Genomic DNA, 20,822 nt, shown 5'->3' on the forward strand with positions numbered 1-20,822 from the left:
TGTATGGAAGAGCGTTATCATCATCTCCAGAAAAGAAGAGTGAAAAAAAAGCGCAGACGTAGATTGTTTATCTACCTCATTTTTATGTCCTTAATTGGTAGTGTAGGGCTTTACATGTTTAACTCTTACTCTTCACTCATGGAGATGTATAGTGGCTTTACTCGTGATAAATCAAAATTACGTGCGGTAGATGTAGAAATTACAAAAGAACCTTTCAGCGTCCTTATTATGGGAATTGAAGATTATGCAACGGATGGACAAAATGGACGAACAGATTCTCTTATGTTCGCAACAATTAACCCAAAAACAAAAAATGTTTCACTCATGAGTATCCCGCGTGACTCACGTGTTACGATTGCTGGAAAAAATAAAAAAGATAAAATTAACGCGGCGCATGCTTACGGCGGAGAAAAAATGGCATTAGACACAGTCGAGAATTTTTTACGTGTGCCTGTTGACCACTACGTAAAAATTGATTTCAAAGGCTTTAAAGGAATTGTCGATGCCGTTGGTGGCATTACAGTCGATGTTCCATTTAATTTCGAGGAACGATCTGATATAGATTACTACAAGCTGATTCAATTTAAACAAGGACAGCAAGAATTAAATGGCGAAGAAGCACTCGCTTATGTCCGTATGCGAAAGCAAGATCCAAATGGAGATTATGGCCGAGCTGCAAGACAACGACAAGTACTTGCCGCGGTTGTCCATAAACTAAATTCCGCTTCTACAGTCTTTAAGATTAAAGATTTAGCGGAGGTTGTTGGAAAATATGTAAAAACTGATATACCTGTATCCGATGGACTTGCCTTATATAATAAGTTATCTGGATTCGATCCTTCTAACATAAAAACGATTAAATTAGAAGGTGAAGATAAAAAACTAAATGATATCTATTACTTTATTCCAGATGAAATGAGCGTTCAAAATGTTCGTAATGAAATTTTGAAAAACTTAGGACAAGATAAAACAGACACGAATTCTACAACCAATACAAGTTCTAATTCTGATTCTGATACGAATTCTACAAATTCATCTACTAAGAAAAAAGAACAGGAACCTCCGTCTACGAACGCTAACGCGGAATGGTTAATGCGAAATCATCAGTAGAGATTACTACTTAAAAGAAAAGAGCCGCTTCTTATATCAACAGATATGAGGAGCGGCTCTTTTTTCTACTTATTTTTTATTAAAATATTGTAAAATTGCTCCTACAATACGCTCTGAAGCAAGGCCATCACCATAAGGATTAGATGCTTGCGCCATTTTATCATGTGCTTCTTTATTAGATAATAATTCGTCTGCAAGTGTAAAGATTGTTTCTTCGTCTGTACCTGCTAATTTTAATGTACCTGCTTCAATACCTTCCGGACGTTCTGTCGTATCACGTAGAACAAGAACCGGTACGCCAAGAGAAGGTGCTTCCTCCTGCACACCACCAGAATCTGTTAACATTAAGTATGAACGTGCTGCAACATTATGGAAATCAATTACATCTAGTGGTTCAATTAAGTGAATACGATTATGATCTCCTAAAATATCGTTAGCTGTTTCACGAACAACAGGATTCATATGAACTGGGTACACAACTTGTACATCTTCGTACTTTTCAACAAGGCGTTTAATTGCACGGAACATATTGCGCATTGGTTCACCTAAATTTTCACGACGATGTGCTGTCATAAGTACAAGTCGGTCATTTCCAAGCTTCTCTAGTACTGGATGACTATATTCTTCTTTCACTGTTGTTTTTAGTGCATCAATCGCTGTATTTCCTGTTACGAAAATACGTGCTTCATTTTTATTTTCTTGTTGCAAGTTCATTGCTGATTTTGCAGTAGGCGAGAAATGAAGATCTGCCATTACACCTGTTAATTGACGGTTCATTTCTTCCGGGTATGGAGAATATTTATCCCATGTACGAAGTCCAGCTTCAACATGGCCAACCGGAATTTGATTATAGAAAGCAGCAAGGCTCGCAATAAAAGTAGTTGTTGTATCACCATGTACAAGAACGATATGTGGCTTTGCTTCCTTCATTACTTTATCTAAGCCCTCTAAACCACGTGTTGTAATATCAATTAATGTTTGACGGTCTTTCATGATATTCAAATCAAAATCCGGCGTAATACCAAAGATATTCAATACTTGATCTAACATTTGGCGATGCTGTGCTGTCACTGCTACAATTGATTCAATTTTCTCAGGATGTTTTTGCAACTCTAACACAAGAGGTGCCATTTTAATCGCTTCTGGACGTGTTCCAAAAATCGTCATTACTTTTAAACGTTCAGTCATTTCAATGCCTCTTTTCTTTCACTAGTTACGATATATGAAAAACTAACATAAAACCTCCCCTTTTGAGTGGGAAAGAGCGTCCGGCTATGCATAGAAGCGATCAGACCCATTAGCTCCCATGCCATGTGAAAACAAACGGAGAAAACGAGTGGAAATCTCCTTTTATTTTCATAGCCGCAACTTATATACCAGCTAATCAACATGGATTTATATAAATACAAATTGAAAAACTAACATAAAATCTTCTCTTTTAGGTGGAAGAGAGCGTCCAGCTACGCATAGAAGCGGTCAGACCCTTTAGCCCCCATACCATGTGAAAACAAACGGAGAAAACGAGTGGAGATCGCCTTTTGTTTTCATAACCGCAACTTATATGCCAGCTAATCAACATGGATTTATATAGTATTGTTACACTCACCATTATATATTGAGAAGATAAAAGGACAAAAAAAGCGTTCTTAACAGACGGTAGAAACTTTCCTATTACGAATGCTCTTTCTGCCAACGGAATAGTAATCCATTCTATGTTTCTCAACATCTTTCCCAGTATAACAATTTCTCCCATCAAATAAAATAGGTTCACCCATAAGTTGCACATACCTTTCTAATGGATACGTTCGTATGCATTCCCAATCGGTTACAATAAACGCCGCGTCCACTTCTGTGATTGCCTCATCTAAATCAGTTGTATATTTTATTTCTTCTCCAAACAACTGCTGCACATGCAAAATAGCTTGCGGGTCGTATACAATTACATTTGCTCCCATCTCTAATAACTCTTTTATAATAAGAAGAGACGGTGCTTCCCTAATATCATCTGTATTCGGCTTAAAGGCTGCTCCTAACACCGCAACCTGCTTTCCCCTCATATCCATTACGCTTCTAGCTTTCCGAACAAGCAACATCTGTTGTTTGTTATTCACTTCAATTACTGCTTTTAACAATCTAAAATCATGCGCAACATTACCTGCAATTTGAACGAGAGCATTTGTATCTTTTGGGAAACATGAACCCCCATAACCGATACCTGCCTGTAAAAAATGGGGACCGATTCGCCGATCTATTCCCATGCCACCTGCTACTTCTAACACATCTGCGCCCACTTTCTCACATATATTAGAAATTTCATTTATGAAGCTAATTTTCGTAGCCAAAAAAGCATTTGAAGCATATTTAATCATCTCCGCACTGCGGATATCTGTAACAAACGTTTCAATTAACAGCTTACTGTATAGCCTCTCTACCTTCTGCGCGATTTCTTCTGTCTCCGCTCCTATGACGATGCGATCACCATGAAAAAAGTCATGTATACCAGAACCTTCACGTAAAAATTCCGGATTCGATACCATATGTATCATATGCCGCCCTTGTAGCTTCTCCTGAATCCATTCTTTCATTTGATCGTTCGTACCTACAGGAACCGTACTTTTTGTAACCACAATTATATCTGAATTGGCACACATACCAATTTCATAACAACTATTACGAATATATGTTAAATCTGCCGTTCCATCCGGTAAAGATGGTGTTCCTACTGCTACAAATATGAAATCTGAATGTTTAAATGCCTCTGTTTGACTTGATGTAAATGCTAATCGTTTTTCTTGGACTGCTGCATCTACTAATTGCCCCAGACCAGGTTCATAAATTGGCATTTCCCCTTGCTTCATTTTCGCTATTTTCCCTTGATTTATATCAAAACAAGTAACCGAATGACCTAATGTGGCTAATCCTACTCCAGTAATTAATCCTACATATCCAGTACCTATCACCGTAATTTTCATTAGATGTTCCGCCCAGAATACCTAAGATTATAGTTTAGATATTCTGGGCTTCCCCCTTTCATACTAAAACTGAATATATGTCGATGTCTTTAAGGCACTCTTTTTCCCGTACTAAGACATGAAGTTGTTGCTTTTAAATATATAAAAATGAGATAGCATGCAAGCCCTCACTCCCTATTATATGAGACACCTGCCCTTTCCTTTTTTAAGATTTTGTAAAATAACGCCCTCCAATTGGACATTTTTCTTTACAAACTGCTTTATTACTGGCTCATTTCATATTTCCATATTTTAACGCGAAACGTACGTATTTTAACGTGCAACACTTATAGTAAAGAGAATCGGTCACATCCTACCATCCCTACTAGGAACAGACTTATATGTAAATGTCATAAATCTGTACCACAATTTAAAAACTATGCAATACAAGTTAATGATAAGATATATTATAACCTTCTTGTGCGACATCGTATTTATTATAAACTTGTCATATATTTTATCTATTTCCAATTACAGTGAATAGAAAAAAAGATTGAATTCTAATCTTTTTGTGATACCATATGTTATGAGCCTGCAAACAATCATCATAATTTTCAGATAACTCGTTCGAAAAATTACGTTAAAATATAAAAGGTGGGGTATTAATGGACTCACAAGTGATTTATGCTGTTTTGGCATCTTTCATTACCGTATTAGTTGTTACTCCTTTCGTTATCAAATTAGCATTTAAGATTGGAGCAACTGATAAGCCAAACGCACGTAAAGTACACCAAAAAATTATGCCTCGTCTAGGTGGACTGGCAATTTTCATTGGTGTAGCCGTTGGGTTCTTTGTTAGTGGATTATATGAACAAAGAATGATGTCGATTACTATAGGTGCTGTTATCATTATCATCATCGGTATTTTAGATGATATGTACGAATTATCAGCAAAGGTAAAGTTCGGTGGACAACTGTTAGTTGCCGTACTTATTGTAAAAAGTGGATTATTAGTACAGGTGTTGTATATTCCAATCTTAGGAGATACTGAACTTGGTATCCTTGCATATCCAATTACAGTATTTTGGATTGTAGGTATTACAAATGCCATTAACTTAATTGATGGATTAGATGGATTATCCGCTGGGATTTCATCTATCGTCCTTGCAACATTAGCATATATGGCCTTTACTAGCCCTATGGGTACTGGTGCTGTTATTATTCTGCCACTAGCACTCATTGCACTTGCAAGTACACTTGGATTTTTATTCTATAACTTCCATCCAGCAAAAATTTTCATGGGAGACACAGGTGCATTATTTTTAGGATATTGTATTTCTGTTATATCGTTACTGGGATTATACAAAAGTGTAACGTTATTCAGTTTCCTTGTTCCTATTATCATTTTAGGTGTACCTATCTTTGATACCACATTTGCAATTATCAGACGAATTGTGAATAAAAAACCAATTTCTGCACCAGATAAATCGCATTTACATCATCGTCTATTGGCAATGGGCTTTTCTCATCGTACGACGGTACTTATCATTTACGCATTTGGTATTTTCTTTAGCGTAAATGCAATTATTTTCACTAGCGCAACATTGTGGTTATCCATTATCCTTCTGTTCGCTTTAATCTTCTTTACTGAAATCGTAGCAGAAGTAATTGGTCTTGTGCACGAACGTTACAAACCAATTATTTCCTTCTATAAAAAAGTAAAAAAACGCGAATAATAACTGTAGTATAGCCTTTATTAGTGTAAAATATTCAAATAGCACTCTTTCTTCTTAAGAAAGAGTGCTATTTTTTATTTCCAAAATATAGTTTGTTTGAGAGTTCTTCTATTGGAGAAAGATATACATGTAAAGAGGATAATGAGACTACAATCTTAACTCCTTCTCCATGACTGTTAGACTGAGGGTGAGTATTTTGATGAAGCAAATGTTTCAATGTATTATTATATTTTTAAGTATTACTACATGTTCGGTATCTTATACTGAAGCAGCCGCTAACTCCCCACTTACACATCAATCTACGATTCAGAACGCAGCCCTTCCGCCTAAAATTGCATACTTAACATTTGATGATGGGCCAAACAAATACACATCACAAATTTTAAACATCTTAAAGCAAAAGCAGGGAAAGGCAACCTTCTTTGTAATTGGTGGCAAGGCTTCACATTATCCACAAACAATGAAACGTTTCATACAAGAAGGTCATTATATCGGTCTTCATAGCATGTCTCATGACGTAAAGCGTTTATATACTGGTGATCCATCCGTTTTAATTACCGAAATGGAGCAGGCCCGCTCTATTGTCCGCCATATAGCAAATTTAGATACACACCTTGTTCGCGTTCCATATGGTAGTATGCCTTATTTAAAAAAGAATTATCGTGATGCACTTGTTTCCGCTCAGTACAAAATGTGGGATTGGACAATCGATACATATGACTGGAAAAGTTATCATAATCCTTCTGCTATATTAGAGCGTGTTATGAACCAAAGCGACGAACAAGTTGAAGTTATTTTAATGCATGATTCTAGCGTTACAGTGAAAATTCTTCCAAAGGTAATTGACTACCTTAAGGCGAAAGGATACACACTTCTTCCCTATAATCCTTCCTCTCATTCAGAAGTGAATTTCTGGAAGGACGCAAGATTGTAACAGCTTTAGTATATACTAGAGCTGTTTATTCTTTTTCCCTTCCCACACTTCCCATTTTTGTGTAAAATTTTAAATAGTGACGAAGTTTCGAGGTGAAGAAAAATGAAACGAATGGACCTCATTTATAATGCAATGCAAAAAGGGAATTACTCAGAAGGTGTAACAGCATCTGAACTCGCTACACTTCTACAGCTAGACCGTGCAAATGTAAGCAGCGATTTAAATAAACTTGTGAAAGATGGTCGTTTATCCAAAATGGGAACACGCCCTGTCCGTTTCTATTTAGGAGCCAACTCCCACGTGGAAACGCATTCACAAAATAACACTTCACTCGATGCCTTTGCAAGAAAAAACACAAGCCTCAAAATTGCGATTGAAAAAGCAAAGGCTGCTGTACTCTATCCTCCAAATGGTATGCATACATTACTACTTGGAGAAACGGGTGTCGGGAAATCTATGTTTGCCTCTTTAATGCACGAGTATGCAATTGAAGTAACTCAGCTCCCAAAAGATGCACCGTTTATCGTTTTTAACTGTGCGGATTACGCAAATAATCCACAGCTCCTGCTTGGACAACTTTTCGGGATAAAAAAGGGGGCTTACACTGGTGCAAGTGACCAAAAAGGGTTAATCGAAAAAGCCCACGAAGGAATTCTCTTCCTGGATGAGGTGCACCGCCTCCCGCCAGAAGGTCAAGAAATGTTATTCACATTTATTGACCGCGGTGTGTATCGTCGCCTTGGAGAAACAGAGAACGAGCGCCGAGCACGCGTATTAATTATTACTGCAACAACAGAAGAACCGAACTCTTTTTTACTCAAAACCTTTACAAGACGGATTCCGATGACCGTAACGCTTCCACCACTTCGTGAGCGAACGCATCAGGAACGCTCCGCCCTCTTGCAACTCTTTTTTACAAATGAAGCAATTCGTCTGCGAAAAAAAATTCATGTCAGTCCGAACGCAATGCGTGCTTTCGTCTTTTATCAATGTCCAAACAATATCGGACAATTAAAAACCGATGTACAAATTGCCTGTGCGAAAGCCTATTCTGATTTCGTAACAAAGAAAAGAGACCATGTCCGCGTTTCAAGTGCTGACTTGCCATGGTACATGAAGGAAGGCTTGTTTATTGAAAGAAAAAGCCGTCATCTGTATCAAGTGCCAAACGAAACATTTGTATTTACGAGTGACGAAGGATGGAGCAAACATAAAACAGAAGATTCACGTTCTTCCATTTATGATTACATTGATCATAAATATGAAGAATTACAAGCACGCGGTATTGAAGAAGAAGAATTAGAATTACTAATAGACAATGATCTCCAAAGCTTTTTCGTTCAGTATTTTAATCAAATGTCACAAAAGACAAGTCATGAAAATGTCTTTAAAATTGTCGATCGCAATATTGTTTCTGTATGCGAAAAAATCGCTGAACTAGCCGAAAAACATTTAGCTAAGACATTTGATGAAAAAGTCTTTCTTGCTTTAAATTTACATGTACAGACAACTTTACAACGACTGCAGGGCGGGAAACAAATTCATCATCCGCAGCTGAATCAAATTCGTACGAAATATAAAGAAGCTTTCTCAGTTGCCATGCAATGTATTCAACTATTAGAAGAAGAATTACAAGTAACGATGCCAATTGATGAAGCTGGATTCTTAACGATGTTTTTCGTTGTTGATCCCATTCCTGCTTCCCAAACAGAAGTAAAAGTATTAATTTTAGCCCACGGCAATGGTATCGCAACAGAAATGGCAAATGTCGCGAATGAACTCCTCGGTATTGATGAAGTAACAGGAATTGATATGCCGCTTCATGAATCACCGAAAGATTTCTTAGAACGAGTAAAAGTGTACATGAAAACACTGGGACATATAAATGGTCTTCTCTTACTTGTCGATATGGGTTCACTCGCCTATATCGGGGATATACTAGAGACAGAATTTCATATCCCTGTACGCGTTCTTTCGATGACAAGTACGCCGCACGCATTAGAAGCAGCAAGAAAAGCTCAGCTCGGGTACTCATTAGATGCATTATACGAAACCGTGAAAAACTTAACACCGTTTTACCTTAATGTACAAGAAGAAAAGAAAAAGCCACTCGCTCCAATGAAATCAGTCATTTTAACAGCTTGTTTAACAGGAGAAGGAAGCGCACTGGCCATTCAAAAAATGCTTGAAAACTATTTACGATTCGATAAAGATTTAATAGAAATTATTCCGATTAGTATCGTTCATGAAAAAGATTTAACAAAAATGATCGAAAATATAAAGAAAGAACGCAATATGATTTGTATTGTGACAAACTTTGATGTACAAGTACCCTGTTTAACTTATCATTTCCAAGATATTGTAAACTACAAAGCCATTCAACCGATTCAAGAATTAATTACCTATGAAGAAACATATGCAAAAATGGCTGATATTCTCGGGCAACAAATGCAGCGCGATGATGGGGCACTGATGATTAAAACAATACGGTACGCGCTCAATACAATTCAAGAGTTCATCTCCTTACAGTTAAACCCCGATAGTTTAATGGGAGTTATTTTGCATATGAGCTGTATGATTGACCGGCTACAAAAGGGAGAAAAGCTCCTCCCTTATCCTGACAAAGAAGCACGTAGACAAGATGAATATTGGATGTATATGAAAGTAAAAAAAGCATTGCAACCAATTGAAAACACATTTGAAATACAAATTCCAGATGATGAAGTTTTTTATGTAATGGACTTCTTCATAAAGAATCAACCAGAAAAAAGAGAGTAACGTAAACATGCCCGTGAACTTCAAAATTCATGGGCATGTTTATTTACCGGCTCATGGACCTGATATATTCTTTTACCTTCCCACGAATTTCTCCGCTTGCATGTGCTTTTGTATAAACATTTACATATGCATTCGCTTCATCAATTGCCTGCACAAGATTTTCAAACGTCTTCCCTTGCAAAGGTCCCTCTAAATCTTCAGTGGACACCACACCCGTTATCGTTCCTTCATTTACGCTAATTCCATGCTTCACAGGTCCATATAAAAACACAACTACTGGCCCGGTCTGATTTCCTTTCCCTAAATGAATTTGACAGGATGTTACCTTCTCAATATTTTTCAATATCACCCTATAATGTAGTTTCGTAAAGTCGCTATTAAAAATAAGCTCCGCGACCCCATAGGCTTTCGATTTTACAGGAGGTAATTCATTACCGCCTTTCAGCTTAGCAACAAAATGTTTTGTCATACTAGCAACATTCTCCTTATATAAATTTCAATTTGAATAGCTGGTATCTCTTTAACTAATTTATTGCCGGGACACGATTAATTATGACTCTTTCAGAAATGCTTTTTCATGATGGTTATTCTACTCAAGAAATATTTACAAAAATATTACATAACAATCATTCCTGACAGCACACTGATTACTATATAATGCACGTAGATTTAAAATTTCTTTAGGAGGTTCTTCTTGAAAACAATAATAGAAATCTTTCTCGTAGCACTCAAGTTAGGCCTTACTTCTTTTGGAGGACCCGTGGCTCATCTTGGGTACTTTCATCACGAATATGTACAAAAACGAAAATGGATGGATGAGCGGAGCTATGGGGATTTAGTGGCACTCTGTCAATTCCTACCCGGTCCTGCAAGCAGCCAAGTTGGAATTGGCATCGGTTTATCACGAGGCGGGCTCCTTGGAGCTGTAGTCGCTTGGATTGGCTTTACACTCCCGTCAGTTCTCGTTCTTGTTTTTTTCGCTTCACTACTCCAGCAATTTCATGTAGTGGGAGCTGGCTGGATTCATGGATTAAAACTTGTAGCAGTAGCGATTGTCGCACATGCAATATGGGGAATGGCGCAGAAATTAACACCGGACCGTAACCGAGCAACAATTGCAATTATTACTGCTGCAATTGCGTTATTATTTCCAAGCGCTTGGACACAAGTCACGCTTATTCTACTTGCTGGTCTTCTCGGTTGGGTCTTATATCGTAAGCATGAAATCCCATCTGCTAGCAAAACACATATTCCTGTTTCACGTATAACAGCTGTCCTTTGTCTCTTACTATTCTTTAGTTTATTATTCTTGTTACCACTATTACGGCCATTTTCGCACTGGATTGCCATGTTTGATAGTTTCTATCGCTCTGGCTCACTCGTGTTTGGCGGAGGACATGTCGTTCTTCCCCTTCTTGAAAATGAATTTGTATTAAATGGCATGATGACAAAAGAACAGTTTCTAGCAGGATACGGCTTAACACAAGCAGTTCCAGGTCCTCTTTTTACATTTGCATCTTACATAGGAACGGTACTAGACGGGACACTAGGAGCTACTATTGCGACAATCGCTATCTTTCTCCCGGCATTCTTACTTGTCATTGGTGTATTACCATTTTGGGATCAAGTGAGACGCTTGTCTTATGTACAAGGGGCACTCCTTGGCATTAATGCCGCCGTCGTCGGTATTTTACTAGCTGCTTTTTATGACCCTATTTGGACAAGCACAATCATGAGTAAAACTGATTTTGTTATCGCTTCTCTCTTATTTTGTCTATTAGCATTTTGGAAAGCACCTCCATGGATCGTTGTTGTTCTTGGTGCTTTAAGCGGTTATATTCTTTCTATTATCTAGCCATACAAAAAGACGGTCTTACTAAACCGTCTTTTCTACTATAGATTTTCAAACGTCTAAATCGCGGCCATGGAAATCAAAAAGTGACCTGTACTCATTTTCTCTCTTTGTTTTCACTTGGCATGGGACTAAAAAAGGATCTGACCGCTTCTATGCATGGCCGGATCCTCTCTCCCATCCAAAAAGAAAGGTTTTATGTCGTCATATATATTAAAATCTCACTAGTTCTATCCCTTCTGGTAAAACACTTTCCATTAAAATTCGTAGCTCCTTCACACGATCCATTACATAAGAAGAACGCTTCACAAGCTCTGGGTCAATGTAAGCAGGGTGCACCATAACCTCTACTGTTTTTCCACCCTGTACACGCTCTACTAATTTGACAAAGTAATCTTCCTGCACGCCATCGCTATAGAAGTCACTATAAAACACATCAGAAAATGGACGCACCGCCCTCTCTTCTGCGCAGCGGCGGATTGGCACATTATATTTATCTGCTAATCGTTCAAGAACATCGTGCAAAATCGGTAAACCATGTGCATGATGATGACTATCTAAATGTGTTGGCTTTAATCCGTAAGATAGAAACTTTTCAATTTGAGCCGTCCACTCTCTTTCAACTTCTTCAGGGTTTATGTTTCCTTCTCTTACTACACTTTGCTTATGAAACAATCCATCTTCACCTACAAGAGACGGAACATCTGTAAGAAGAGGTTTTCCCGCAGTTAAGACGAGATGCACCCCTACTCCTAATGTCTTATATTCTTTTGCTAAGCGTACTGCATGCTCCGTCCCTGGCATGTTCATCATCATCGTCGTAGAATTCACAATCCCGTTTACATGTCCTTCAATAATGCCGTAATTTGTACCTTCTGTAAGACCAAAATCATCTGCATTTACAATTAATCGAATCATAGATTTTTTCCCTCCTGCAAAATGAAAAAAAGCAGGCTGAGTCAGCGCCGCTTTTTACTTTTCTACTTTTTTGAAGAACTGCGGAAGATATTCTTTATGTGCTTCCAACATTTCATCTAAAATTTGTTTTGCTACTTTATCTGATGGTACAAGTGGATTAATTGTCATAGCAAGCAGCGCTTTATGATAATCCCCTGTAACAGCAGCTTCAATTGACGTGCGCTCAAATGATTTAATTTGCTGAACTAAACCGCGAACAGGAACCGGTAAATCACCTACTGCAATCGGCTTTGGACCATCCTTCGTAATAATACAGTTTACTTCAACAGCAGAATCATGTGGCAAGCTTGCAATTGCACCATTGTTTCTTGTATTAACAGGTTGGATATCACCTTTATTATTATAAATAGACGTAATTAAACTACATGCTGCATCACTGTAGTAAGCTCCGCCGCGCTTTTCTAATTGTGGTGGCTTACTATCTAAATTCGGGTCTTTATATAACTCGAATAAGTCATCTTCTAATTTTTTCACCACTTCTGCACGTGTCCCTTTTTCAATAGAAGCTTGTTTTTCTTCTTCTAGCATTTCACGTGTTTTATAGTAGTAGCGATGGTATGGACATGGAATTGCACGAAGTCCGCGAATGAAATCTGGCTCCCAATTAAGTGCAGCGATGTTTTCCATCGTAATTTGTTTTTCCGGATCTGTTACAAGTTCTAGCACTCGGTCCATCACACTTACTCCATCTAAATACACATCTAATCCGTAGACCATGTGATTTAAACCAGCAAAGTCAACATGAACACGGCTCGCATCTACTTCAAGAATCTTTGCAAGTCCCATACGAATACCAATTGGAACGTTACATAATCCAACTACTTTTTTGATACTTGTATAACGCAGTACAGCCTCTGTTACCATACCAGCTGGATTTGCAAAGTTAATCAGCCAAGCATTCGGACAAAGCTCTTCCATGTCTTTACAAATATCCAAAATAACAGGAATCGTTCTCAATGCTTTGAATAAACCACCAGGACCATTCGTTTCCTGACCAATCACATCATATTTTAATGGAATTGCTTCATCTTTCGCGCGCGCTTCTAATAAACCAACGCGAAGCTGCGTTGTTACAAAGTCAGCATCTTTTAATGCTGCGCGGCGATCAAGTGTTAAGTGAATATCAATTGATAAACCTGCTTTTTTCACCATACGTTTTGCTAAGTTACCAACGATTTCTAACTTCTCTTTTCCCGCTTCAATATCTACTAACCAAATTTCACGAACAGGAAGCTCATCATAACGCTTAATAAACCCTTCAATTAACTCCGGTGTATAACTAGAGCCACCACCGATTGTAGCAATTTTAATTCCGCTCATACCTTATTCCCCTTTCGCATCAAGCTTTTTATAAAGGTCGATAAATTCCGCTGCTAATTCTTTCACAGTCATTGAATTCATTAAATGATCTTGTGCATGAATTAAAAGAACACTAATCTCTGTTTTTTCTCCTCTTGCTTCTGATTGTATGAGTTCTGTTTGGAAATGATGTGCTTCATTAATCGCTTCTTTCGCTTTTGCCATCGCTTCATCCGCTTCCCCTAATTTCCCCTGTTTTGCATATTGCAGTGCTTCCATCGCATAGCTTCTTGCGTTACCGCTGTGTAAAATTAATTGGAATGGGATTTGTTCTGCTGTAGTCATCATAAATACCGCCCTCTCTATATAGTTCAACCGATTAAAATACCCCTTCAGTTTGAACGTGTCTATGAAAATATTATTTTCTTAAATTGGTTTTGGTGTTCTTCTAGATGTGTGCCATCTTTCTGAACAAGATATAAAGTTATTGTTCTCACGAGCTCGTTTCACCCGTGAGAACAATCATGTATTACATAGGTACAGATTGATTATTTCCTTGTGCCGCTGCTTTTTCAGTTTTAACAATAGAACGGTCACATAATACAACGAATGGATAGTAAATCACCATCGCGATTACAAAGTTGAATAACTGTAGAATTGCACCGGAAATGTGTCCGCCTGTTACAAGGTAACCACTAATGATTGGTGGTGTTGCCCATGGAATCATCGCAACTGTTTTTGGAACAAATCCAAGAGATATAGCCATGTAAGAAGTAATTACTAATACAACTGGTGTCACAATAAACGGAACGAATAAAATTGGGTTTAAAATAATTGGTGTACCAAAGATTACTGGTTCGTTAATGTTAAACGCACCAGGTCCAATTGATAATCGGGATACCCCGCGCAATTGCGCACTTCTTGCCACAATTAATACAACCACTAAGAATGCTAATGTTGCACCAGAACCACCAAGATATACGAAAGTATCAAAGAATGGTTTTGTAATAATGTTTGGAACATCGAATGAAGACACACCATCTTGGAACATCTTGATGTTTTTTTCTAATGCCGGTAAGTATAATGGCTCGATAATCCCACCAACAATGTTTGGACCATGTAAACCAAAGAACCAAAGAACGTGAACAAGAATTACAATTACAATCGCACTTGGTAATGTACCTGCTAAACCTTGTAATGGTAATTGAATTGTATTAAAGATAAATTCATGAACACTTGTACCTGCTAATTTCACTGCTAATTGAATACCCGCAACTACTGTTAAAATAACAAACGCTGGAACTAATGCTGCAAATGATCTTAAAACTGCTGGCGGTACTCCGTCTGGCATTTTGAAAGTAATTTCTCTTTGTACAAAGAAGCGGAATGCTTCAGTAACAAGAAGCGCTACAATGATTGCTACGAATAAGCCTTGTGACCCTGTCCAAGCTAAGTTCAATCCGCCCTCTTTCGGTGTTGTTGGTGTAAGAATAATTAACGCACCAAATGAAATAATACCCGCTGACAATCCATCAACACCGTAAGATTTTGCTAAGTTATAACTTGTTGTAAACGCTATAATTAGTGCTAAAATTGCGAAAGACCCTGTCCACATTCCACCGCCGACGTCTTTCCAAACTTCTCCGAATGTACCTTTCATAAAGTTTTGGAAAGCCTCGGATGGAAAACCATTAATAAGTGATGCAAATGCACCAACTAAGATAAGTGGCATAACCGCGATAAACCCATCACGAATCGCAGCTAAATGACGTTGTGACCCGATTTTACCAGCGACTGGAACAATATATTTTTCCATAAATGCGATAAACTTTTGCATTTTCTTTCCCTCCCTAATTATTTTTTAAGTGTTAAAGCGTGATCTAAAACTGCTTCTCCATTCATCATACCGTAGTGCATTGGATTAATAATATCGATACCAACGTTCCTCTCATCAGCAAGCGCTTTCATCGAAGACAGCATATAACGAACTTGTGGTCCTAGTAATAATACGTCTGCTTCATCAATATTGTTTTTTACTGCATCCCCAGATACAGCCCAAATCTTTCCTTCTAACCCGCGAGCCTTTGCAGCTGCTTCCATTTTTGTAACTAGTAAACTTGTAGACATTCCTGCTGAACAACAAAGTAAAATATTCATTAATTAGTCCCCCTATGCATGTAAACTATTTTTGTTTATTTGTTTTTCTTTACGCCTTTTATTAATGCAAATTCCGTGCCAATTTTTTAAACCGCCTAAAATTAACGTTTTTCTCTGTGTTTTCATTGTGTGTTATCGCTTTCAAAAAGTGTGTTACCCAAAATATTGATAGTGTGTTATAAAACAACACGCTTGTAACACATATCTGTATGAAAATAGATTAGTGTTTAGTTGTCTAGTTGTGCTTAAAACATAAAATAAAATATTTTTATAAAAAACATTCATTTTCTTTGTAATAAGAAAAAATTTATGGGAATTATATTTTTCAATATACAAAAGGATAAATTAAGAGGAAAGAACTCATGTATGTCAACTATGAAAAACGAGGACTTTCAGTCATAACAGTACCATCAGTGGATTCACTGATGGTACTGTTATGATTCATACAAGACTAAATGTGATTAAACCGACTCTCGATTTATCATTGAACTCCACCAAAACAATATGATTTTCACTAAATGGCCTACTTCATTTCGATTCCTTTATTTCAAGCTATTATTCAATCCCTCAATTTTCTTTTTCCAATAAATTGTCATCGCAAACCATATAATGAAGTAAATAACGATGAAGCTACCTGTGCAAATGAGAAGCGGAACGAGATGATTTGGAACCCAACCAACCCAAATTGCAGTCGGTAAAAATGTGCCTAATAAAATGATGAAGTGAATGATTGTTTGCTTTAAAATGCCCCATTCTTCTTTCTCAAATACAAAGGAAGCAAACGAGAAAATCAGCCCTACAATATTTGATGCTACAAGGTGAGTAAGCAGTGTTTTTGTCTCTAATACATCCATTCCATTTACATAACCAATTCCTAAAAACAATAAGCTATAAAGCATCGCCATCGCCATTCCTGCGATAACCTTGGCACCTATCCTATCAAACAAAGTAACCATATTCCTAGCCTCCTCCCATATTCAAAGCTTCTTTAATAAACGGTACATATTTTCTTGAAACGTATTCTTTCATTCCATTTGAAAAGTGTGCACACATACTGCCGCTAAATGACATTTCAAAGTTTATTACATGTTGCAAGTTAGCGAGTGTAGACTTTGAAAATCGTACAAAGCGATCACCCTGTAATTTTGTTTCTAACTCATACAAACGAGATTTCACTTCAAGACTTCCTTTCATCGTTTGAGCCATTACCTTTCGCCCCTCTGTATAAAACCAATAAATATCTTTTGGCTCTAACAAATAATATTGTTGCTTCAATACTCCAACAATTTGCTTCACATTCCCCCCTTCTATCCTTTTTAAAAGTTGCTGAACTTCATCTGTCACTTCTTTTGCTTTGACAATAATCTCTATCTCATCTTGTGATGGATTTAATTCAAGGTGAATTTTCACTGCCTTCCACCTCCCTTACGCCCTTATTGTTACATATATTTCAAAAAAAGAAATAGATTGGTACATAAGTGGTATTCTTTACGTCATAACTGACTCTTTTTCAAACATAAAAAAACCTTGCATACGCAAGGCCTCATTCTTTCGCTAACATTTTCTTATATAACTCTACAAATTCACTCGCTAATTCCTTCACCATAATCGCATTCATTAAATGATCTTGCGCATGAACCATGAGCAGTGTAATCTCTGTCTTTTCCCCCCCAGCTTCCCTCTGTATTAAATTCGTTTGTAAACGATGTGCCTCTTGTAGTTCTTGTAAGGCCTCCTGCAATTTCGCCTCCGCTTCTTGAAATTCTCCGCGCTTTGCATAATCAATGGCTTCCATCGCACAACTTCTCGCATTTCCCCCATGTAAAATTAAATGAAAGGCTTGCGTCTCTAATATATCCATCTTAATTGCCTACTCCCCTTTTTCTTCGGCTACTTTTTGTTTATCCCACATTTTCAAGAACGGTAAATAAATCAAAAATGCAAGTATAAAGTTAACAATTTGCAAGAAAACTCCTGAAATTTTCCCACCCGACCCTAAATATCCACTAAAAAGAATTGGTGTAGTCCACGGTACTGCCGCACCGCTTGGCCGAGCAACAAGCCCCCATTCCATTGCAAAATAAGAAACAAATGTCATAGCGACAGGAACAAGTATAAATGGAATGAGCAAAAGTGGATTCAGTACAATTGGCATTCCAAACGTGACCATTTCATTAATATTAAAAATACCTGGTGCGATTGATAGCCGACCCAAACTTTTTAATTGCTGACTCCGTGCAAATAATAACATCGCTACAACAAGTGCAAGCGTTGCACCAGATCCACCTGTGTAGATCCACAAATCAAAGAATTGTGCTGTTATCGTGTTTGGGACATCTTGCCCCGCCTGAAAAGCAATACGATTTTGATCCATTAATGATAACCAAACCGGGCTCATAACACCGCCTACAATTGCGGCCCCGTGAATCCCACATGCCCAAAGCACATGAACAACAATAACCGCTGCCACCGCGCCAAAAAGACTTGCTCCAAGTACACTAAGCGGAGCTTGCAGAAGCTGCCCTACAATATTATGAATACTACCAAAAGTGGTTTGCTCCAAAATTAAGCGCAGAATCCAAACAACCGTCACAACGATAAAACCTGGAATGAGTGCAGTAAATGAACGTGTTACAGCTGGTGGAACCGTTTCCGGCATTTTAATAATCATCTTCTTCTGGATAATAAACCTGTAAATTTCGGTAGATATAAGTGCTATAATCATCGCCACGAATAGCCCTTGACTCCCCATCAATGCAGCAGGTATAACCCCATCTACTACTACACTTTCCTTCGTACTAGGTATAATATGTGTCACTTGAAATGGAGTTGCTAGTAAAAAGGATACAAGTGACAATGCTCCTGCTGCTAATGCATCTACTTTATATTGTTCTCCCAATCTGTAAGCGATTCCAAAAGTAGCTATTAAAGACATTATATTAAATGTTGCGCTAACTGGATACCCTAACGCCTTCTGCCAATTCCCTCCAAATAAACTTTCCATAAAATCGTTATATCCAGGTATTGGTAAAGCGCTGATAATAAGAAAAAATGAACCGATAATTAAGAAAGGCATCGTTAAAATAATCCCATCACGAATTGCTTGTAAATGCCGCTGCTGCGCAATTCTCCCTGCTACTGGCATAACATATTTCTCTAAAAACCGGACCATCTACTCCACTCTCCTTATGCTCTCATTGACAATGCTGCCTCTAATACGGCTTCTCCGTTACAAAGCCCATAATGTACAGAGTGAATAATATCAACAGGTATCCCTTTTTCTTCACACATTTCCTTCATCTTCGGTAATAAATAACGCACTTGAGGTCCAAGCAAGAGCACATCCGCTTCATCAATATGATTCCGTATTTCCGAACCCGATACAGCCCAAATTTTTACTTCTAACCCTTTTGCCTGTGCCGCTTTCTCCATTTTCGTTACAAGCAAACTAGTAGACATTCCTGCTGCACAGCAAAGTAAAATGTTCATTAAACTCCCTCCTTACTTTTAATCAGCTGGAATCCTATCCACATTTCTCTTCATATCCACTACTAGGTTACCAATGTATATGTCTATATTGGTTTCCATATGACGAGCATAAAAACAAAAATTTCCCCGTTTTCACTCTATTCCATCTATCTGTATTTTCCTAGTAAACTGCCTCATAAATCGCTATAATGATTCAGTATGATTTTTTACATTAAATAGGAGGAGATATATGATGAAGGCTTATCGCTTTCCAATTATTTTATTATCTTCCATCCTAATTGGTGGTTTCATTGGTTATTTCATGGGTACCGATGCAGTTGCTTTAAAACCGCTTGGTGACATTTTCTTAAACTTAATGTTTACGATTGTTGTACCTCTTGTGTTCTTTAGCATTGCTTCCTCTATTGCCAATATGGATGGATTAAAACGTTTCGGAAAAATCATGTCTAGCATGGCAGGAACTTTCTTATTTACAAGTATTATCGCTGCAATTTTTATGATTATTGTTGTGAAAGTATTCCCGCCCGCACAAGGTGTTGTACTAGAGTTAACACAACCTGATAAGGCTGAAAAAAGCATTAGCGTTGCTGATCAAATTGTTGGCATCCTTACAGTATCAGATTTCTCAAAGTTACTTTCTCGTGAAAATATGCTAGCTCTTATTTTCTTCTCTATTTTAATGGGAATCGCAACTTCAGCAGTTGGCGAAAAAGGAAAACCATTCGCTACCTTCTTACAATCTGGTGCAGAAATTTCAATGAAAGTTGTTTCTTTCATTATGTACTATGCTCCAATTGGACTAGCTGCTTACTTTGCAGCCTTAGTTGGAGAATTTGGGCCACAGCTTCTTGGAACATATTTCCGAGCAGCAATGGTATACTATCCAGCTTCTCTTGTATACTTCTTTGTCTTCTTTACCTTCTACGCATACCTTGCAGGACGCAAACAAGGTGTACAAATCTTTTGGAAAAACATGGTCTCTCCTACAGTTACATCACTTGCAACTTGTAGTAGTGCCGCGAGTATTCCAGCAAACTTAGAAGCAACGAAAAAAATGGGCATCTCTTCTGACGTTCGTGAAACAGTTGTCCTTCTTGGTTCTACACTTCATAAAGACGGATCTGTTTTAGGTGGCGTAATTAAAATTGCTTTCTTATTCGGGATTTTCAATATGGAATTCTCAAGTCCAAAAACATTGGCAATCGCACTTGTTGTTTCCCTATTAGTTGGAACAGTAATGGGTGCAATTCCTGGTGGCGGTATGATTGGTGAAATGTTAATTGTTTCTCTATATGGCTTCCCACCAGAAGCTTTGCCAATTATCGCAGCTATTAGTACAATCATTGACCCACCAGCAACGATGTTAAACGTAACAGGAGATAACGCTTGTGCCGTAATGACAGCTCGTCTTGTTGAAGGTAAAAACTGGATTAAGAATAAAGTAATGTAATAAGTTCTTATCATTCTTTTAAAATAAAAAATTGCTAGAAACAAAAACCTTTTCTTTTAAAATAAAGAAAGGTTTTTCGTTTAATTAA

19 protein-coding genes are annotated in these 20,822 nt (G+C 37.7%); 6 read left to right on the forward strand and 13 right to left on the reverse strand.

Annotated features, from left to right (window positions below; all coding sequences use genetic code 11):
* Window positions 1–3 precede the first annotated feature (3 nt).
* Complete coding sequence (locus tag ORL93_RS17380; RefSeq protein ID WP_265959315.1) at window positions 4–1,110, forward strand: LCP family protein; 1,107 nt, start codon at window positions 4–6, stop codon at window positions 1,108–1,110.
* Between the two features lie 69 nt (window positions 1,111–1,179).
* Here ORL93_RS17380 and wecB read toward each other — a convergent pair whose 3' ends face one another.
* Both wecB and ORL93_RS17390 read right to left on the reverse strand, forming a co-directional pair.
* Window positions 1,180–2,298, reverse strand: coding sequence for a non-hydrolyzing UDP-N-acetylglucosamine 2-epimerase (gene wecB / locus ORL93_RS17385; protein ID WP_265959316.1), 1,119 nt, complete (start codon window positions 2,296–2,298; stop codon window positions 1,180–1,182).
* Window positions 2,299–2,756: 458 nt separating this feature from the next.
* On the reverse strand, window positions 2,757–4,082 hold the full coding sequence (locus ORL93_RS17390) for a UDP-glucose dehydrogenase family protein (protein WP_018765130.1): 1,326 nt from the start codon (window positions 4,080–4,082) through the stop codon (window positions 2,757–2,759).
* A gap of 644 nt (window positions 4,083–4,726) precedes the next feature.
* Here ORL93_RS17390 and ORL93_RS17395 point away from each other — a divergent pair.
* The 3 genes from ORL93_RS17395 (at window position 4,727) to ORL93_RS17405 (ending at window position 9,509) form a co-directional block, all read left to right on the forward strand.
* Window positions 4,727–5,797, forward strand: coding sequence for a glycosyltransferase family 4 protein (locus ORL93_RS17395; protein ID WP_003202041.1), 1,071 nt, complete (start codon window positions 4,727–4,729; stop codon window positions 5,795–5,797).
* Window positions 5,798–5,996: 199 nt separating this feature from the next.
* Window positions 5,997–6,731 (forward strand): polysaccharide deacetylase family protein, encoded by a 735-nt coding sequence (locus ORL93_RS17400; RefSeq protein ID WP_018781276.1) that lies wholly within the window; start codon window positions 5,997–5,999, stop codon window positions 6,729–6,731.
* A gap of 102 nt (window positions 6,732–6,833) precedes the next feature.
* Window positions 6,834–9,509 carry a sigma-54-dependent transcriptional regulator gene (locus ORL93_RS17405; RefSeq protein ID WP_265959317.1) on the forward strand — a complete coding sequence of 892 codons (2,676 nt, stop codon included), beginning with the start codon at window positions 6,834–6,836 and terminating at the stop codon, window positions 9,507–9,509.
* 43 nt (window positions 9,510–9,552) lie between these two features.
* Here ORL93_RS17405 and ORL93_RS17410 read toward each other — a convergent pair whose 3' ends face one another.
* Complete coding sequence (locus ORL93_RS17410) at window positions 9,553–9,978, reverse strand: CHRD domain-containing protein (RefSeq protein ID WP_018765133.1); 426 nt, start codon at window positions 9,976–9,978, stop codon at window positions 9,553–9,555.
* Between the two features lie 225 nt (window positions 9,979–10,203).
* Between ORL93_RS17410 and ORL93_RS17415 the strand changes: the two genes are divergently transcribed.
* Complete coding sequence (locus ORL93_RS17415; RefSeq protein ID WP_265959318.1) at window positions 10,204–11,364, forward strand: chromate transporter; 1,161 nt, start codon at window positions 10,204–10,206, stop codon at window positions 11,362–11,364.
* 210 nt (window positions 11,365–11,574) lie between these two features.
* On the opposite strand, the gene chbG is transcribed toward ORL93_RS17415, so the two are convergent.
* From chbG to ORL93_RS17465, 10 genes are all read right to left on the reverse strand, one after another.
* Entirely contained in the window at window positions 11,575–12,279 is a 705-nt protein-coding gene (gene chbG / locus ORL93_RS17420) for a chitin disaccharide deacetylase (protein WP_018765135.1), read from the reverse strand.
* A gap of 54 nt (window positions 12,280–12,333) precedes the next feature.
* On the reverse strand, window positions 12,334–13,659 hold the full coding sequence (gene celF, locus ORL93_RS17425) for a 6-phospho-beta-glucosidase (protein ID WP_018765136.1): 1,326 nt from the start codon (window positions 13,657–13,659) through the stop codon (window positions 12,334–12,336).
* A 3-nt stretch (window positions 13,660–13,662) separates the two neighbouring features.
* The gene (locus ORL93_RS17430; RefSeq protein WP_003202028.1) at window positions 13,663–13,986 is read right to left on the reverse strand and encodes a PTS lactose/cellobiose transporter subunit IIA; all 324 of its coding nucleotides are present in this window, start codon (window positions 13,984–13,986) and stop codon (window positions 13,663–13,665) included.
* 181 nt (window positions 13,987–14,167) lie between these two features.
* Window positions 14,168–15,475: a PTS cellobiose transporter subunit IIC gene (gene celB / locus ORL93_RS17435; RefSeq protein WP_003202026.1), complete on the reverse strand. Its 1,308-nt coding sequence runs from the start codon at window positions 15,473–15,475 to the stop codon at window positions 14,168–14,170.
* A gap of 17 nt (window positions 15,476–15,492) precedes the next feature.
* Window positions 15,493–15,795, reverse strand: a complete 303-nt coding sequence (locus ORL93_RS17440) for a PTS sugar transporter subunit IIB (RefSeq protein ID WP_018765137.1) — start codon at window positions 15,793–15,795, stop codon at window positions 15,493–15,495.
* A 542-nt stretch (window positions 15,796–16,337) separates the two neighbouring features.
* Window positions 16,338–16,751, reverse strand: coding sequence for a DUF3021 domain-containing protein (locus tag ORL93_RS17445; RefSeq protein WP_265959319.1), 414 nt, complete (start codon window positions 16,749–16,751; stop codon window positions 16,338–16,340).
* Window positions 16,752–16,755: 4 nt separating this feature from the next.
* Window positions 16,756–17,205 (reverse strand): LytTR family DNA-binding domain-containing protein, encoded by a 450-nt coding sequence (locus ORL93_RS17450; protein ID WP_018765138.1) that lies wholly within the window; start codon window positions 17,203–17,205, stop codon window positions 16,756–16,758.
* A 133-nt stretch (window positions 17,206–17,338) separates the two neighbouring features.
* Entirely contained in the window at window positions 17,339–17,656 is a 318-nt protein-coding gene (locus tag ORL93_RS17455) for a PTS lactose/cellobiose transporter subunit IIA (RefSeq protein WP_018765139.1), read from the reverse strand.
* A 9-nt stretch (window positions 17,657–17,665) separates the two neighbouring features.
* Window positions 17,666–18,967, reverse strand: coding sequence for a PTS cellobiose transporter subunit IIC (gene celB, locus ORL93_RS17460; protein WP_265959320.1), 1,302 nt, complete (start codon window positions 18,965–18,967; stop codon window positions 17,666–17,668).
* 14 nt (window positions 18,968–18,981) lie between these two features.
* Window positions 18,982–19,284 carry a PTS sugar transporter subunit IIB gene (locus ORL93_RS17465; RefSeq protein ID WP_003202011.1) on the reverse strand — a complete coding sequence of 101 codons (303 nt, stop codon included), beginning with the start codon at window positions 19,282–19,284 and terminating at the stop codon, window positions 18,982–18,984.
* Window positions 19,285–19,516: 232 nt separating this feature from the next.
* On the opposite strand from ORL93_RS17465, the gene ORL93_RS17470 reads away from it, so the two are divergent.
* Complete coding sequence (locus ORL93_RS17470; RefSeq protein ID WP_026008517.1) at window positions 19,517–20,734, forward strand: dicarboxylate/amino acid:cation symporter; 1,218 nt, start codon at window positions 19,517–19,519, stop codon at window positions 20,732–20,734.
* The last annotated feature ends 88 nt before the right edge of the window (window positions 20,735–20,822 follow it).

Origin of the sequence: Bacillus sp. DHT2 (genome assembly GCF_026241455.1) — a bacterium.
Lineage (GTDB): Bacteria > Bacillota > Bacilli > Bacillales > Bacillaceae_G > Bacillus_A > Bacillus_A pseudomycoides.

Bases quoted from the DNA above. Each gene is read 5' to 3' on its own strand.
- ORL93_RS17380 (WP_265959315.1), top strand. From the start codon at position 4: ATGGAAGAGCGTTATCATCATCTCCAGAAAAGAAGAGTGAAAAAAAAG.
- wecB (WP_265959316.1), bottom strand. From the start codon at position 2,298: ATGACTGAACGTTTAAAAGTAATGACGATTTTTGGAACACGTCCAGAA.
- ORL93_RS17390 (WP_018765130.1), bottom strand. From the start codon at position 4,082: ATGAAAATTACGGTGATAGGTACTGGATATGTAGGATTAATTACTGGA.
- ORL93_RS17395 (WP_003202041.1), top strand. From the start codon at position 4,727: ATGGACTCACAAGTGATTTATGCTGTTTTGGCATCTTTCATTACCGTA.
- ORL93_RS17400 (WP_018781276.1), top strand. From the start codon at position 5,997: ATGAAGCAAATGTTTCAATGTATTATTATATTTTTAAGTATTACTACA.
- ORL93_RS17405 (WP_265959317.1), top strand. From the start codon at position 6,834: ATGAAACGAATGGACCTCATTTATAATGCAATGCAAAAAGGGAATTAC.
- ORL93_RS17410 (WP_018765133.1), bottom strand. From the start codon at position 9,978: ATGACAAAACATTTTGTTGCTAAGCTGAAAGGCGGTAATGAATTACCT.
- chbG (WP_018765135.1), bottom strand. From the start codon at position 12,279: ATGATTCGATTAATTGTAAATGCAGATGATTTTGGTCTTACAGAAGGT.
- celF (WP_018765136.1), bottom strand. From the start codon at position 13,659: ATGAGCGGAATTAAAATTGCTACAATCGGTGGTGGCTCTAGTTATACA.
- ORL93_RS17430 (WP_003202028.1), bottom strand. From the start codon at position 13,986: ATGATGACTACAGCAGAACAAATCCCATTCCAATTAATTTTACACAGC.
- celB (WP_003202026.1), bottom strand. From the start codon at position 15,475: ATGCAAAAGTTTATCGCATTTATGGAAAAATATATTGTTCCAGTCGCT.
- ORL93_RS17440 (WP_018765137.1), bottom strand. From the start codon at position 15,795: ATGAATATTTTACTTTGTTGTTCAGCAGGAATGTCTACAAGTTTACTA.
- ORL93_RS17445 (WP_265959319.1), bottom strand. From the start codon at position 16,751: ATGGTTACTTTGTTTGATAGGATAGGTGCCAAGGTTATCGCAGGAATG.
- ORL93_RS17455 (WP_018765139.1), bottom strand. From the start codon at position 17,656: ATGGATATATTAGAGACGCAAGCCTTTCATTTAATTTTACATGGGGGA.
- celB (WP_265959320.1), bottom strand. From the start codon at position 18,967: ATGGTCCGGTTTTTAGAGAAATATGTTATGCCAGTAGCAGGGAGAATT.
- ORL93_RS17465 (WP_003202011.1), bottom strand. From the start codon at position 19,284: ATGAACATTTTACTTTGCTGTGCAGCAGGAATGTCTACTAGTTTGCTT.
- ORL93_RS17470 (WP_026008517.1), top strand. From the start codon at position 19,517: ATGAAGGCTTATCGCTTTCCAATTATTTTATTATCTTCCATCCTAATT.